The organism is Bacillus sp. NP157, from assembly GCA_018889975.1.
Taxonomy (GTDB): domain Bacteria; phylum Pseudomonadota; class Gammaproteobacteria; order Xanthomonadales; family Rhodanobacteraceae; genus Luteibacter.
The window spans coordinates 3298644-3312599 of record CP076546.1; the positions used below are offsets into that span (position 1 = coordinate 3298644).

The window sequence follows — 13956 nt, forward strand, 5'->3', positions numbered from 1 at the left end:
CGCCATAATTGCCCGTCCGCCTTACCTGGGTTCCCGCATGCATTCGTTTTTCACCCGCGTCATCGCCGTGTTCGAAATCGCCGGTGGCCTCTATGGCCTGGTCCGCCAGCTGGAACACCTGTTCGGCTCGCGCATGGCCGGCCTCGACGCGGTGGTGACCGTGCTCGGTGCGTTGCTGTTCGGCTTCATCCTCGTCGCCGGCGTGCTGCTCGCCGCCAACGATGCCCGCGGCACCCAGATGTCGGTGTGGGCCCAGTTCCTGCAGGCCCCGCTGGTGGCCACTTCGTTCTTCAGCTACGCGCTTTCCTCGGGCGCCTACGCCAACGTCTCCATGACGATCCAGCGCTCGCCGCGCCTCGGCTTCGACTGGGCCATCGCCGAACACGGCTGGCTGCTCGCCCTTGGCGGTCCGTCCTCGCCACACATCGGCATCAACGTGCTGGCGCTGGTGGCGTGGGCGATCCTGCGCTTCGGGCGGTGACGATCGCCCCACCCCCTTCCAGTATCATGCCGGGATGAACACCGCCTCCCTCCCCCAGATCCACCTCAAATCCGACCGCGTCCCGGGCCATCCGTGGGTCTGGTCGGCCCAGATCGTCAAGCCGGCGGAGCGCATCCCGCCCGGTAGCGTGGTGGACGTGCTGGATGCGAAGGGGCGCTTCGTGGGCCGTGGTTTCTGGAATGGGCATGCGCGCGTCGCCTTGCGCCTGCTGACCACCTCGCCGGACGAGGCCATCGACGAGGGCTGGATCGCCGAGCGGCTGGATCGCGCCGTGGCGCTGCGTCGCGAGCTGCTCCGCCTGGACGAGGTGAGCGACGCGTGGCGCGTGGTCCATAGCGAAGGCGATGGCCTCTCCGGCCTGGTCGTGGATCGCTATGCGAACCACCTCGTCGTCGAGTATTTCGCCGCTGGCATGTGGCGCTTCCGCGATGCCATCCACGCGCAGCTGGAAAAGCACTTCCCGGGCGCCTCGCTGTACTGGTTCGCCGAACAGCACGTGCAGCGCCAGGAATCCTTCGACGTGCGCTCGAACGACGCGCCGGCCGCGGTCGACGTGCACGAGCACGGGCTGGCCTTCCATGCCGCGCCCGGCCTCGGCCACAAGACCGGCTTCTTCGCCGACCAGCGCGACAATCGCCGCCGCTTCGCCGGGCTGGCCCGTGGCCGCCGGGTGCTCGACCTGTGCTGCAACGCCGGCGGTTTCGCCGTGCATGCGATGAAGGCCGGTGCGCTGTCGGCGACCGGCGTCGATGCCGATGCGGCCATCCTCGAAGTCGCCCGCGAGAACGCACGGCTGAACGACGTGGAAGCAACCTTCGAGCAGGGCGATGTGTTCGAGTGGCTGCGCGCCGCGATCGCCCGTGGCGAGACCTGGGACGCCGTGGTGCTCGATCCGCCCAAGCTCACCCGCGACCGCAACCAGGTGGTCAACGCGCTGAAGAAGTACTTCGCGATGAACCGCACGGCGATGGACGTGATCGCACCGGGCGGCATCCTGCTCACCTGTTCCTGCACCGGCCTGGTCGGCGAGGACGATTTCCTCGAGATGATCCGTCGCGTGGCGCTCAACGCCGGCCGCGACATCCAGATCCTCCACGTCGATGGCGCGGGCGCGGATCACCCGGTGGCGAGCAACGTCCCCGAGAACCGTTACCTGAAAGCGGCGTTCTGCCGGGTAGGCTGACGGCACGTTCACCGTGCCTTGATCGCGGGGCAGCCCACACTTCCGGGCATGTCCCGCAAACCGCCCACCGAAGCCCTCGAGCTTGCCAGCGAAGAACGCGCCCACGCGAAGGCGGCCGGGCTGGTCTACGTGTGCGACACCGATAGCGGGATCACCCGCTGCAAGCGCGGGCGCCACTTCAGCTACCTCGGCAGCGACGGAAAAACCGTTGCCGACGAAGACGTGCTGGCGCGGATCCGCGCCCTGGCGATTCCGCCCGCCTATACCCAGGTATGGATCTGCGCCAACCCGCGCGGCCACCTGCAGGCGACCGGCCGCGATGCGCGGGCGCGCAAGCAGTACCGCTACCACGCGCGCTGGCGCAGCGAACGCGACCGCGGCAAGTTCACCCGCATCCTGGAGTTCGGCGCTGCCTTGCCCGCGTTGCGCCGGCGTCTGCGCAAGGACCTCGCCCTGCCCGGCCTGCCGCGCGACAAGGTGCTGGCGCTGGTGGTGAGCCTGCTGGAAGAAACCATGATCCGCGTCGGCAACGACACCTATGCGCGGCAGAACAACTCGTTTGGCCTGACCACGCTGCGATCTCGCCACGTCGCCGTCCGCCGCGGCCGGATCGAATTCCATTTCCGCGGCAAGAGCGGCCAGTGGCGCGACGTCGACCTCGACGATCGCCGCCTGGTGAAAGCCGTGCGCCGCGTCCAGGAATTGCCCGGCCAGCGCCTGTTCCAGTACCTGGACGACGACGGCCATCGCCAGCCGGTGGACTCGGGCATGGTCAACGACTACCTGCGCGAGGTCACCGGTGGCGAATTCACCGCGAAGGATTTCCGCACCTGGGGCGGCACCGTGCATGCGGTCGCCGTGCTCGCCGGGACGGCCATGCCCGAGGAAGGCGGCGAGCGGGCGGTCAAGGCCGCGCTGGCCCAGGCGGTGAAAGACGTGGCCGCCGTGCTCGGGAATACGCCGGCGGTCTGCCGCGCGTCGTACATCCACCCGGAGGTGTTCGCGGGCTGGAGCGACGGCGAACTGCACAGGCGCGTGCCCGACGCGAGCCTGCGCCATCCGCGAAAATTGGAAACGTTGACCCTGGCTTTCCTGCGCAAACGTTTGCGTGCGACGAAGCGCTCCCCTTGACTCATATGGACGGCTATAGTGCGCGTACGGGGTTCGCGTTCGGGCTTGCAGGGGTGTGCGTAACGATGTGGCGGTGGAGTGTGATTCCCGTAGGCGTGGCCGTGTTCGTGGCCTGGCTTGCCGTGGCCGATCGTGCGGTGGCTGGCGACGCCGTGCCGCCGCTGGTTGGGGTCGATGCGCAGACGCATCGCGGCGTGGTCGACGACACCTGGATCATCGCGCCGAAGAAGCTGAGCGACGCCACCCTGGCGGCGGTGAAGAACTATGCCGACGAAGGCGACATCGCGGCGGGCGTATCGCTGCGCTACGCAATCGACGACGCCCAGTGGATCGTCGCGGACGTGTTCATCTACCCCGCCGGCCAGGGCGAAGAGCCGAAGATGCTCGCGCAGGCGGTGCAGGATTTCCGCGAGTCGGTGGCCTTCGCCGAGCGCCAGGAAATCTACCGGAACGTCTGGTGGGGCGATGAAACCCCCTACGTAGCGAAGCTTCCCGGTGGGCGCCGCCAGTCGGGCCGCTTCCTGCCGATCGTTTTCGACGCCCAGCACGACATGCTCACCTCCCGCACGTACCTGTTCTACCGGAAGATGTATTTCGTGAAGGTGCGGCTGACCACGACGGTGGACGCGGTCGATTCGCTGTCCGAGGATGCCGACACGTTCATCGCCAGCCTGCTCGACGGGATCGACATCGTCAGCGTCGGCGGCTGCGGCCGCACGTTCGACGTCGCGACACTGGAGCCGGGTCAGTCGCCGCCACCCGAGCTGGCCGACGGCGTCAGCGCCGACGGTTTCCGGGTGGCGCTGAAAGCGAGCAAGGCCGGCACGCCCGCGTACGGCGCACAGACGACGAAGACGATGGCGCTCGCGCTGAAACGACAGGTCGCCGGTGGCTGCACCACCCTGCAGTACAACCCACCGCTGGAAGACGACAACCGCACGGTGCTGCACCTGCAGTTCGGTGCGGACGACTGGGGCTCCGGCGCACGGCCGTGACATCCATAGCGGCCGGGGCGCGTCCCACGCCCCGGCCGCTGCCGGACAAACACCGGCGGCACGCCCTTGTCCCTGGGTGCGCCGCGCGGGCTGCGACGACACGCGAATGATGAAGTCCCGGGCCGCCGGTGGCTATGGAAGATTTCTGAAAATTCGCAGGAATTACGGCCGCGTCAGGAAGTCGGCCATGACCAGCCTCACCTTGTGGCCGTCCGCCATGCCGAGCACCACGCTGTCGCCCGTCCGCGCACGCTGGAACCGGTTGCGCAGGCCCCAGTTGCCCAGCTTCGCGGCAGGCACGCCGTCCACGCTGAGGATGGCATCGCCGACGCGCACGCCCGCCCTGGACGCGGGACCGTCCTGGAGCACCGCCACCACGGCGAATCGATCCGGCTGGCCCGGCTTGCGCGCCGCGCGCATCCCGGGGTCGTTCGCCTGCACGGGCGACGGCAGCGCGCGTGGCGCGAGATACATCGCCCCGCGCTGGTAGTCGAAGCCCACGAGGAAGTGTGAGAGCACATCCTGGCCGATGTTGCCTGCTTCGGAGACGTTCGCCGTGGCACCCGCGTTGGGCGGGGTGAGCTGCGCGACGGGGCCGGCCACGGACACCATGCCGATGTCGAGCTGGCGGCTGCGCGAGAGGCGCGATGCGAAGGCGCCGCCGACACCGCCACCATCGAGCACCGCCACGCCGTTGCGATAACGGTCGACCAGCCCCTGCCTCGTTGCCCATTGCGGGAACAGCAACAGATAGCCGCTGTTTCCCGTATCGATGCCGAACGCACCTTGCCTGCCGTCCAGGGCGCCATCGACCACCGGCATGTCGAAGGTGAATTGCAGGGGCACCGACGATCCCTTGCCTGCCGGTGGCGTCGCCCCCGGGCCGAACGGCGCGAGAGTCAGTTCCCCGCGGTCGTAGTCGAACGTGGCCGCGAAGCGTTCGAACACTTCCAGCCCGAGGATGCCTGCCACGGGCGCGCGCTCGCCACGGTCGGAGAAGCCGGCGCCGAAGGGCATGACCAGGAAGGTCTGGTCGCGAATGTCCGCCTCGCCAAGCGACAGCGACTTCACCTTCGCATAGGTGATGCTCATGGAGCCCGGGCCCGAGCCGGTGCTGACGCCCTTGCCCTGCCCCACGATACCGAGCGCCTTCGCCGTGGCCTCGGTGAGGATGGCGTGGCCGCCGGTGTCCAGGATGAAGGGCATCGGTTTCGAGCCGTTGATCGATGCCTGCACCAGCAGTGCGCCGCCCTCCAGGAACATCGGTACGTGGGCGGCGGTCGCGCCGTCGCGCATCGCCACGTCGCCGGGCAACGGCGCCGGACGCGCGGTCGTCGGCGACGTCGCGGTGTCGTAGCCGCTGACGCGGACCGTCTCGCGGCTGTCTTCCGTGCCGCTGTCGGTCTTCGCCACCGCATCCATCCGGAACGGCAACGCCACGCCGCCGACGTCGCGGTAGTCCGCGTAATCGCGAGTCACCGTGAGGAACGACCAGCGCCAGCTCGCACGGACGAGGTTGCCGCTGGTCTGGTCGAACCACAGGGTGACCTCGCGGCCACCGGGCGGCGTGGCCACGGTGCGGCGCAGGTCCATGCCACGCTCGCGCGTCACCACCGTGGGTCCCAGGGCCGCGCCGTCGGCGTCCATCCAGCCGAAGCGCTGCAGCCACGCCTCGGTGACGGCGACGGCTTTCGCCTCTGCCGAGTCGTACGGATGCACGCCACCGGAGATGTCCTGGTGCCAGCGGCCGCCGCCGTCGGCGCCATCGGAATACGACCGCGCGGGATGGCTGACGTCGATGCGCCATGTGCCTGCCGGGCCATCGACGCTTTCACGCCACTGGCTGTCGAGGCCTTCGCTGGAAAGGGTGCCGGTCGCGTGGAAGCGCGCTGGCGGCACGTGCTCGTCGGCCAGCGCGACCAGGGTGCCGCTACACAGGACGAAACCCAAGAACAGTCGGTGCATCGGCGTGCGCTCCCACGTGGGTCCCCTGGCCCGATTGTAGGGCGGGCTTCGCCCTAAGGCGCGTGGCCTGCCTCGGGGGCCAGCGGATTCACCTGCTGCCATGCCCGCCAGCCGATCACCGCCAGCACGACGAAGCCGGCGTACAACACGGCCGTGATCGGCAGCGCCTTGTAGACGTATTCGCCCACGTAGATCACGTCCACCGCGATCCACAGCGGCCACGCCGCGGCATGCCTGCGCGCCTGCCACCATTGCGCGACCAGGCTGAAGGCGGTCAGCGCGGCATCGAGCCATGGCAGCGAGGCATCGGTCCAGCGATGCATGGCGTAACCGAGCGCCAGGGCGGCGGCCGTGCCGATGGCGAGGTGCCAGGTGGCGCTGCGCGCATCCAGCGACGCGACGCGCACATGGCCGGTGGCATCCAGGTTGCGCGACCAGCGCTGCCATCCGTAGAGGATGAGCAGGGCGAAGACGACCTGCAGCAGCGTGTCCGAGTACAGCTTCGCGTCGACGAAGACCCACGCGTAGGCGACCACGGAGACCAGGCCCACGGGCCAGCACCACGGACTGCGCCGCGCCGTCAGCCAGACGGCCGCGGCACTGACCACGGCGGCGGCGAGTTCGAACAGGGAGAAGTCAAAGGTCATAGGTCATCGACAGGCGGGCCAGCCGCGGCATGCCGGGGAACAGGTAGCTGTCGCCGCCCGAGGTGCCCGTGTCGCGCCAGTAGAAGTGGTTGAACACATTATCCACGCTCAGCCGCCATGTCATCGCATGGCCGCCCAGCGTGGTGGCCAGGCGCAGCCCCGCGTCGAACACGTGATAGGCCGGTACGCGGGTCGCACCGTCCGGCGTGGCGACGTTGCTGCTCGCGTAACGCCAGCCACCCAACACGGCGAGGCGCGGCGCGAACGGGAGCGTGTAATCGGCATACACGGCCGTGCGATAGCGCGGCACGTTGACCACCTGGTGGTCTTCGTAGCTGGGCGTGCCGGTGTTTTCGGCGCGCGCGCGGATCACGTTGGCGCTGGCGGTGAGGCGCAGGTTATCGCTGACCTGGCCGGCGAGGTTGAGCTCGACGCCGGTGTGCACTTCCTGGCCACGCTGGACGAAGGTGAAGCCTTCGGCGCTGTCGTCGGGCTGGGCGTACTGGTACGGCTGGCGAATGCGGTAGACCGCGGCCTGCAGGTCGAGCGCGTCGTTCACGGCGTACTTCACGCCGGCCTCGGCCTGGCGGGAGTGCAGCGGCGGCAGGTTGGTGCCGCCGTTGGCGGTCCAGTACGGCGCTTCACGCCCCAGCGAAATGCCTTCGCCGTAGCTCACGTACGTCGTCAGCGCCGTGGCCGGCTGCCACAGCACGGCGGCCTGCGGCAGGGTCTTGGTCATCCGCGTGTCGCGCTCCAGCGCGCCGCTGTCGTCATACGCACGCTCGTCGAGCTTCACCAGGCGGGCACCCGCCAGCACCTGCCAGGTGTCCGAGAGATGCACGCGATCGATCGCGAACAGCGTGCGCTGCCAGCTGGTCAGGCGGCGCACTTCGGGGCCCGGTTCGTTGGGCGAGGGCGCGAACACCGGCACCACCGGGTCGCCGATGTTGGCCGTGCCGACGTAATCGTAGACATCCGCACGCTGGTCGACCGTGCGGCGGAAGGCGGAGGCGCCGACGTTGAGTTCGTGGTCGATCGTGCCCGTGCTGAAGGCACCGGTGAGCGACGCGCGCACTTCGTCGTTCTGCCGCGTGTCGTCGGGGCTGCGATAGTCGTAGACGTCGTAGTCGCCGTTCGGTGCGAAGAAATAGCCGGGCGTCGCGCCGCTCGCGCACGAGGCGGCGTAGAAGCATCCGTAGGCAAAGGCGACGTTGTCGTCGATCACCGTATGGCTGTGCCCCGCCGACACCTGCGCGTTCCACTGGTCGCTGAAGCGATAGTTGAAGCGCAGCGACGTGTTGCTGGAATCGATGCCGACGGGGCGCTGCCACGGCTGGTAGCCGAGCAGGCGCGTCCGGCTGGCATGCTCGGGGATCACCGTGCCGCCCAGCAGCTGGTAGCCGGACACCGAGCGGCCACCGCTGGTCTGGTAGTCCGTATCCAGCAGCAGCGTGGCGTTCTCCGTGACCTTCCAGTCCGCCGCGATGGAGAGGAAGGTACGGCGGCTGTCGGTATGTTCGACGGCGCCATGCGTTTCTTCATGGGCCGCGTTGACGCGCATGCCGAAGGTCGGCGTGAACCACGTGCCGAGGTCGACCGCTTCGTAGGCCGAGCCATGCGAGTCCGTGCCCAGGGTCACGGTGTGGACCTCGGCGGCGCGCTTGCTCACATAGTTGACCAGCCCACCGGGCTCGACGACGCCGGCCTCCAGCCCGCCGAGGCCCTTGAGCACTTCCACGCGCTGCTTGCCTTCCAGCGCCAGCAACTGTTCGGCCGACATGATCATGCCGTTGAAGCGGAAGCCGGTGGCGAGGTCCAGCGGGAAGCCGCGGATCGAGACGTCCTGGTAGTAACCCGCCGGCGCGTAGTTGTCGTTGATCGCCGCGTCGCCGCGGACCAGTTCGCTGAGCGAGCGTGGCTGGCGGTCGTCGATCTGCGCGCGGGTGATCACCGTGATCGCCGCGGGCGTATCGTGCAGCGGTGCGCTGCCGAAGCTGCCGAAGGTGTCCAGCTGCGTATCGGCGGCGCGATAGCCGTCCGTCGTGCTGGCGTGCACGTCGATGGAAGGCAGCGTGCGTGCCTGCTGGGGCGCGTCGTCGGTGGCGTGCGCCACGCCGGCGAACGACAGGATCAGGGCAAGGGCGATCGGGGTACGGGTCGGGGTCATCGTCGTCTTCATTGGCATGCGGACGAAGCGACGGCGCGGCCACGCGCCGCCTTTCCCAGGCGGACTCCATGGCTCTGCAAGCTCCCTACGCCGGTCCTAACCGGGTCAGGTTCCAAGGGACTCTCTCAGCCTGGCAAACGCCAGGCACCCCCGCTTCAAGCGTCTATTGAAGCACGAAATCGCGCCCTGCGTCGCGGATCGCGTCGAGCAGGCGCTGGCCGGGGGCGCTGGCGAACCAGGCGGCATGGCCGTGGAGGAAGGTGTGCCAGGCCACCCCGGCATGGTCGCGACGGCCGGTGACGCCTTCGAAATACTCCACCTCGGACAGGGCGAAATCCACGTGGACCAGCGGCAGCACGGCAGCGAGCGCGGCGAGGTCGGCGGAGGTGAACGGACTCACCGAGTGATAACCCGCCAGCATGGCGACGGCGAGGTCGTCGCGACCGATGTCGCCGCGTTCGATCTCCAGCCACGCGATCGCGTTGCGTTCGATGGCGGTCGCCACGTCGAACAGGGCGAAGGTCGACGCACTGAGGCCCATGTCGAGCACGTCGGTGATCGTTGCATCGTCACCCTCGCCACTCCAGCACAGGTTCGAGACGTGCCAGTCGCCGTGCGTCCACAGGCGCGGCTGCGCGGCCACGGCGTCGCATGCCGCGGCATGCCAGGGCGCCATCGTCGCGCGCAACTCGTCGCGCCAGTCGCGCGTGGCGAGGAAGCGTGCGAGCGCGGGACGTTCGCCGAGCTGGGCTTCGAGCGCGCACACCGGGTCGTTCGCCTCCAGCAGGTCGGCGCGTGCGACCAGGATATGCGTGCTGCGTTGCGGCGCCTCGTAGCCACGCGACGCAAGGTGCACGCGTGCGAGCATCGCGCCAGCCGTGCGGGCCTGGGCGACACTGCCTACGGGCGACCAGGAATAGGCGTCGCGATAGATGTCGCGGCCACGCGCGGGCGTGTGCACCTCGAAGGTCCAGTCGCCCATCGCGATGGCCGTCGCGCCATTGATGTCCGCGTGGAGCGCAGGAACGGGAAGGCCCTGCGTGCGCAGGTGCGTCGCGAAGCGATGCTCTTCCGCTAGCGTTTTTGCCGTGCGGACGCTGGCGTGGTGGCGCTTGATGAAAAACCTGCCGCCTTCGACATCGACGAGCGCGGCGGCCGAGAGCGGACGCGGCGAGCGCCATGCGATCGCTTTCAGCATGCCGGCGGCTGGGATGCGTTCCAGCAACGAGGCGACTTCCGCCTCGGCCAGCGGCGGCCAGTCCGGTGGAAGTTCGTCCCCCGCAAGGCCGTGGGTCAGGTGGGCGGTGTGGGTCATGCCCCTAGTGTAGCGGGCGCGGTCAACCGCCCTGGAGGGAGAGCACGATCCCGTCGTCGACCCAGCTGCGCAGGAGCGCACCGGCCTGGCGGGCGGCGGTATCGGGCTCGTGCAGGCGGGTCAGGGCTTCGCACAGCTCACCGAAGCTGGCGCCGGCCAGGGCGAGGTCGAGGCACGCGCATTCGGGCGCCAGCATGCTGGTGAAGCGCGGCGAGTAGTCGCGACGCCAGACGCGTACGCCGGCGTCCACGTCGAAAACCTCCGAGGCCGGCGGCATCGATTCACTGGCCAGCGCGTGCCAGATCGCCGTCGCATTGCTGCGCGTCCAGCGGAACTTGAGCGTGGGCACGAAGCGGAACTCGGTCGCGTCCCAATCCACCGAGACGAGATCGTTCACGCTGATCGGCTCGGCATCGGCGCCGGAGAACGCCCGCCGCAGGTGCCAGTCCAGCCATGCCAGCTCGGCGATCTCGATGTCTTCGGGGTAGTGCTTGTCCAGCCAATCGATGAAGGATTCGCCGTAGGCATCGAGCGTCCACGACGCGGGCGGTGTCGATGCGACGTACGACTCGGCCATCTCGTCGAACTGGCCGTCGCCGATCCACAGCCGGGTCTTCGCGTAGGTGTCGCGCAGCGAGGCGACCAGCTGCGAGCGATAGTTGTTGGTGTAGATGGCCATGCCGCGGCCGTCCAGGCCATCCACGGCCGGGGCTCCGCGTAGCACGGAAGCGAACTGGGATTGCATGTCGCGCAGGTTCATGCAGCCTCCTGGTGTGTCGCGGCCACGATGGCACGGGCCTGCCCCAGTTCGGCGAGCAGTTCGGCCAGTGGCGGGATATGGTCATCGCGTTCGATCATCACCGCGACATCGCCGAGCCGTTCGGCGAAGCGCGCAAACAGTGCCCAGACCGGGTCCGGCACGGGCGCGTCATGCGTATCGATGAGCATGTCGCGGCCCTGGCTGTGCCCGGCGAGATGCACCTGGCGCACGCGGTCGAGGGGAAGCCGCTCCAGCCATGTGGCAGGATCGAGCCCGTGGTTCGTGGCGCTGACGAAGATATTGTTCACGTCGAGCAGAAGGTAACACCCGGTTCGTCTACAAAGCGCGTCCATGAACGCCGCCTCGCCATACGGGCTGTCGGCAAAGGCGATGTAGGTCGACGGGTTCTCCAGCACGAGCGGCCGGCCGAGGACGTCCTGCGCGGCGAGCACGTTGGCGGCCACGACATCCAGGGCTTCTTCGGTGTACGGCAACGGCAACAGGTCGTGTGACTGGAAGCCGCCCGTGGCGGTCCAGCAGAGATGGTCGGAGACCCACAGGGGATCCACGCGGTCGGCGAGGCGACGCAGCCGGCGCAGGTAGTCGAGGTCCACGCCGTCGGTCGTGCCGATGTTCATCGACACGCCGTGCAGCGCCACCGGATAGCGCTCACGCACGCGCGCCAGGATGTCCAGCGGGCGGCCGCCGTCCACCATGAAGTTTTCCGAGATCACTTCGACGAAGTCGACCGGCTGCGCGGCCGAGGTGAAATCCGCGTAGTGGGGCACGCGCAGGCCCAGCCCAAAACCCCGGAATGTCGGCAACGTGGCCAGGTTCATCGTGACGCTCCGCCAAGTCGTGCCCGGCCGCCTCTGCGCGGCCGGGCGATGCCATCAGTGTCGCTTAGTTTGCCGGCGGCGTGGTGCTGCCGCCCTGGGCCTTGCACTCGGCGACGGACACGGCCTTGAAGCCCTGGCCCTTGCAGTCGTTCTGGCCCTTGCAGGCGTGGTTGCCCGACTTACAGTCCGACGTGCCCTTGCAGCTGTTGATGCCGAAGCAATGCACGGTCTTGCCGGCAGCCTGCTCGGCGGCCTGGGCAGGGGCCGTGATGGCGGCGGCGGAAACGGCGAACAGGGCGGCAGCGGCGGCGATGCTGTGGGTTGCGGTGTTCATGGTGATTCTCCGTGGCGATGGGGGTATGCCGGATCGGCATCAGGTCATTCGTGCTGCGGGTCGTACCGGTTACAGATACGTAGGCCAGGCATCAACGGATGCGCAGGGCGTGGTCGAGCGACAGCCTGCCACCACCGCGGGCGACGAGATAGAGCAGGATCGCTGCCCAGGACAGGTGCGTGGGCCATGCGTCCGGGTAGACGAAGATCTCGATGATCGTGGTCATGCCCAGCAGCACGGTCGCCGACAGGCGCGTGGCCAGGCCAAGCACCAGCAACATGGGCACGAAGGTCTCGGTGTAGGCCGCCATGTGCGCGGCGATGTCCGGCGGCACCAGCGGCAACCGGTACTCATCCTGGAAGAGCTGGTAGGTGCTGTCGGTGAGGGTCAGGAAACCCGTGACCTTGGTCCGGCCGGACTGGAAGAAGATCGCAGCGATGGAGAAGCGCGCAAGCAGGGCGAGGAGGTCGTGGCCGATCCATCCGTCGAGGCGGTCGGCGAATGCGTTCCAGCGTGTGCGAAGACGCGGGCCATCGGTGCGGGCAACGGTGGTAGACATGGGTAGGTGTCCTTTCGGCAGTGCGAGTCAGGCAAGGGCAAGGGCACCGGCGCGCAGGACGCCGGCGAGCATACGGTCGAGTTCGGCTTCGGGGCAGGCATCGCCGGCCTGCTGCGTCGCATCCGCCAGCGATGCGCCGGCCGTGCACGCCGCAAGGAAGATCGTCGTAGCACGATCGACGACGAGGACGTCGACATGGAGGCGTGGGCGAACCACCAGGACGCTTTGCGCTTTCCATGCGATCACGCCCGGTGCGATGCCATCGCGGCTCGGCCGCCAGATGTCGCCGGCCGGGTGCGCCGAATCAAGCCAGCGTGCAGAGGGATGCACGCGCCAGGCGAGACGCCCTTCCCATGCATCGAGGAACCGCGCGGCATCGAGCGGCTCGGCATCCGCCGCATCGTGGCTTTCGCTCCACGCGCGGTCGATCCGCGCGACGTCGGCGAGGTAAGGCAACGCATCGGCCGTTTCGATGCCTGCAAGGAATTCGGGAAAGACATCGCCGTACCGGGCCATGCGCGCATCGCGAGGCGGATGCGCCGTGGCATACGCCGCCGCGGCCGCGCGGAACCAAGCCTCGCCGACCAGGCAGGCAACGGCGGGGAAGTTCGCCGCGAGCGTGTCGATGCAACCACGCAGCACAGTGTTTCGATAGACGAGGAACGCCGGGCCGGGAGCGGCGACATCGTCGAACAACGCATCGCCGAAGGCATCCTGGAAGCGACTCAGGCCGTGCATGCGGCCACCTCGTCGAGCATCGCCTGGGCCCGCGCGCGTTCGGCGTGCAGGACCTCGAACGCGGGCACCGCGCCGTCGCGTTCGATCAGTGTCGGCCGCGGCCCCGTCCGTGCCAGGACGTAGGCGTAGAGGTTCCAGGCGTCGGCACCCACCGGTTGGTCGTGCGAGTCGATGAGCAGGCCGCTGTCGTCGACCGAATGACCGGCGAGGTGGATCTCGTGTACCGCATGCAGCGGCAAGGCATCGATCCACTCGTGCGCATCCATGCCAAGGTTACGTGCGCTGACGTGGACATTGTTGACGTCGAGCAGGAGTCCGCAACCGCTGCGCTTGACGAGTTCACCGATGAAATCGCCTTCGCTGTACGTGCTCCCGTCGATCGGCATGTAGTGGCTGGGGTTCTCCACGGCGATGGCACGCCCGAGCGCGTCCTGCGTCCGGCCCACGTTGTCGGCCACGCGCTGCAGGGCTTCATGCGTGCGCGGGAAAGGCAGCAGGTCGGGCAGGTAGCGGCCGCCGCGGGTCGACCACGCGAGGTGCTCGGAAACGAGCACGGGTTCGACCCGGTCGACCATGTCGCGCAGGCGCTGGAGTTGGCGCGGATCCGGCGGGGCGTCCGCGGCCAGGGACAGCGACACCCCATGCAGCGACAGCGGATAGGCCGCGGCGAGCGCATCCAGCAGCGCCAGTCGCGGACCGCCGTCGACCATGTAGTTCTCCGGATGGATCTCCAGCCACAGGCCGGGCCAGCGCCGGTCCAGCACGGCATCGGCGTGCTGGGGCTTGAAGCCGAGGCCGGCGCTGGATGCGTGCATGGTGGC

Annotated in this window: 14 protein-coding genes and 1 riboswitch; of the genes, 4 read left to right on the forward strand and 10 right to left on the reverse strand. The window is 68.7% G+C overall.

Features of this window, described 5'->3' with window-relative positions; translation table 11 throughout:
• The first annotated feature begins 37 nt into the window (after positions 1-37).
• The 4 genes from KPL74_15125 (at position 38) to KPL74_15140 (ending at position 3811) form a co-directional block, all read left to right on the forward strand.
• Entirely contained in the window at positions 38-481 is a 444-nt protein-coding gene (locus tag KPL74_15125) for a hypothetical protein (GenBank protein ID QWT19072.1), read from the forward strand.
• Between the two features lie 34 nt (positions 482-515).
• Positions 516-1685: a class I SAM-dependent rRNA methyltransferase gene (locus KPL74_15130; protein QWT19073.1), complete on the forward strand. Its 1170-nt coding sequence runs from the start codon at positions 516-518 to the stop codon at positions 1683-1685.
• A 48-nt stretch (positions 1686-1733) separates the two neighbouring features.
• Positions 1734-2816, forward strand: a complete 1083-nt coding sequence (locus KPL74_15135; GenBank protein QWT19074.1) for a DNA topoisomerase IB — start codon at positions 1734-1736, stop codon at positions 2814-2816.
• A gap of 80 nt (positions 2817-2896) precedes the next feature.
• Positions 2897-3811, forward strand: a complete 915-nt coding sequence (locus tag KPL74_15140) for a hypothetical protein (GenBank protein QWT19075.1) — start codon at positions 2897-2899, stop codon at positions 3809-3811.
• Positions 3812-3973: 162 nt separating this feature from the next.
• Here KPL74_15140 and KPL74_15145 read toward each other — a convergent pair whose 3' ends face one another.
• The 10 genes from KPL74_15145 to KPL74_15190 form a co-directional block, all read right to left on the reverse strand.
• Positions 3974-5776 (reverse strand): aspartyl protease family protein, encoded by a 1803-nt coding sequence (locus tag KPL74_15145; GenBank protein QWT19076.1) that lies wholly within the window; start codon positions 5774-5776, stop codon positions 3974-3976.
• 53 nt (positions 5777-5829) lie between these two features.
• Complete coding sequence (gene pnuC, locus KPL74_15150) at positions 5830-6423, reverse strand: nicotinamide riboside transporter PnuC (protein QWT19077.1); 594 nt, start codon at positions 6421-6423, stop codon at positions 5830-5832.
• On the reverse strand, positions 6413-8590 hold the full coding sequence (locus KPL74_15155; protein QWT19078.1) for a TonB-dependent siderophore receptor: 2178 nt from the start codon (positions 8588-8590) through the stop codon (positions 6413-6415). Before KPL74_15155 ends, pnuC begins: the two co-directional genes overlap by 11 nt.
• 65 nt (positions 8591-8655) lie before the next feature.
• Positions 8656-8752: riboswitch (TPP riboswitch) on the reverse strand.
• Between the two features lies 1 nt (position 8753).
• On the reverse strand, positions 8754-9905 hold the full coding sequence (locus tag KPL74_15160; protein ID QWT19079.1) for a phosphotransferase: 1152 nt from the start codon (positions 9903-9905) through the stop codon (positions 8754-8756).
• 22 nt (positions 9906-9927) lie between these two features.
• The gene (locus tag KPL74_15165; GenBank protein QWT19080.1) at positions 9928-10665 is read right to left on the reverse strand and encodes a DNA-binding domain-containing protein; all 738 of its coding nucleotides are present in this window, start codon (positions 10663-10665) and stop codon (positions 9928-9930) included.
• Positions 10662-11504, reverse strand: coding sequence for a DUF692 domain-containing protein (locus KPL74_15170; protein QWT19081.1), 843 nt, complete (start codon positions 11502-11504; stop codon positions 10662-10664). Before KPL74_15170 ends, KPL74_15165 begins: the two co-directional genes overlap by 4 nt.
• A gap of 64 nt (positions 11505-11568) precedes the next feature.
• On the reverse strand, positions 11569-11838 hold the full coding sequence (locus tag KPL74_15175; GenBank protein QWT19082.1) for a hypothetical protein: 270 nt from the start codon (positions 11836-11838) through the stop codon (positions 11569-11571).
• A gap of 91 nt (positions 11839-11929) precedes the next feature.
• On the reverse strand, positions 11930-12397 hold the full coding sequence (locus tag KPL74_15180) for a DoxX family protein (GenBank protein ID QWT19083.1): 468 nt from the start codon (positions 12395-12397) through the stop codon (positions 11930-11932).
• Between the two features lie 27 nt (positions 12398-12424).
• Positions 12425-13135, reverse strand: a complete 711-nt coding sequence (locus KPL74_15185) for a DNA-binding domain-containing protein (GenBank protein ID QWT19084.1) — start codon at positions 13133-13135, stop codon at positions 12425-12427.
• The gene (locus tag KPL74_15190) at positions 13123-13950 is read right to left on the reverse strand and encodes a DUF692 domain-containing protein (GenBank protein QWT19085.1); all 828 of its coding nucleotides are present in this window, start codon (positions 13948-13950) and stop codon (positions 13123-13125) included. The genes KPL74_15185 and KPL74_15190 overlap by 13 nt, the downstream gene beginning before the upstream one ends.
• Between the last annotated feature and the right edge of the window lie 6 nt (positions 13951-13956).

Coding starts and splice junctions, on each gene's coding strand:
- KPL74_15125 (QWT19072.1), top strand. CDS start 38: ATGCATTCGTTTTTCACCCGCGTCATCGCCGTGTTCGAAATCGCCGGT.
- KPL74_15130 (QWT19073.1), top strand. CDS start 516: ATGAACACCGCCTCCCTCCCCCAGATCCACCTCAAATCCGACCGCGTC.
- KPL74_15135 (QWT19074.1), top strand. CDS start 1,734: ATGTCCCGCAAACCGCCCACCGAAGCCCTCGAGCTTGCCAGCGAAGAA.
- KPL74_15145 (QWT19076.1), bottom strand. CDS start 5,776: ATGCACCGACTGTTCTTGGGTTTCGTCCTGTGTAGCGGCACCCTGGTC.
- pnuC (QWT19077.1), bottom strand. CDS start 6,423: ATGACCTTTGACTTCTCCCTGTTCGAACTCGCCGCCGCCGTGGTCAGT.
- KPL74_15155 (QWT19078.1), bottom strand. CDS start 8,590: ATGACCCCGACCCGTACCCCGATCGCCCTTGCCCTGATCCTGTCGTTC.
- KPL74_15160 (QWT19079.1), bottom strand. CDS start 9,905: ATGACCCACACCGCCCACCTGACCCACGGCCTTGCGGGGGACGAACTT.
- KPL74_15165 (QWT19080.1), bottom strand. CDS start 10,665: ATGAACCTGCGCGACATGCAATCCCAGTTCGCTTCCGTGCTACGCGGA.
- KPL74_15170 (QWT19081.1), bottom strand. CDS start 11,504: ATGAACCTGGCCACGTTGCCGACATTCCGGGGTTTTGGGCTGGGCCTG.
- KPL74_15175 (QWT19082.1), bottom strand. CDS start 11,838: ATGAACACCGCAACCCACAGCATCGCCGCCGCTGCCGCCCTGTTCGCC.
- KPL74_15180 (QWT19083.1), bottom strand. CDS start 12,397: ATGTCTACCACCGTTGCCCGCACCGATGGCCCGCGTCTTCGCACACGC.
- KPL74_15185 (QWT19084.1), bottom strand. CDS start 13,135: ATGCACGGCCTGAGTCGCTTCCAGGATGCCTTCGGCGATGCGTTGTTC.
- KPL74_15190 (QWT19085.1), bottom strand. CDS start 13,950: ATGCACGCATCCAGCGCCGGCCTCGGCTTCAAGCCCCAGCACGCCGAT.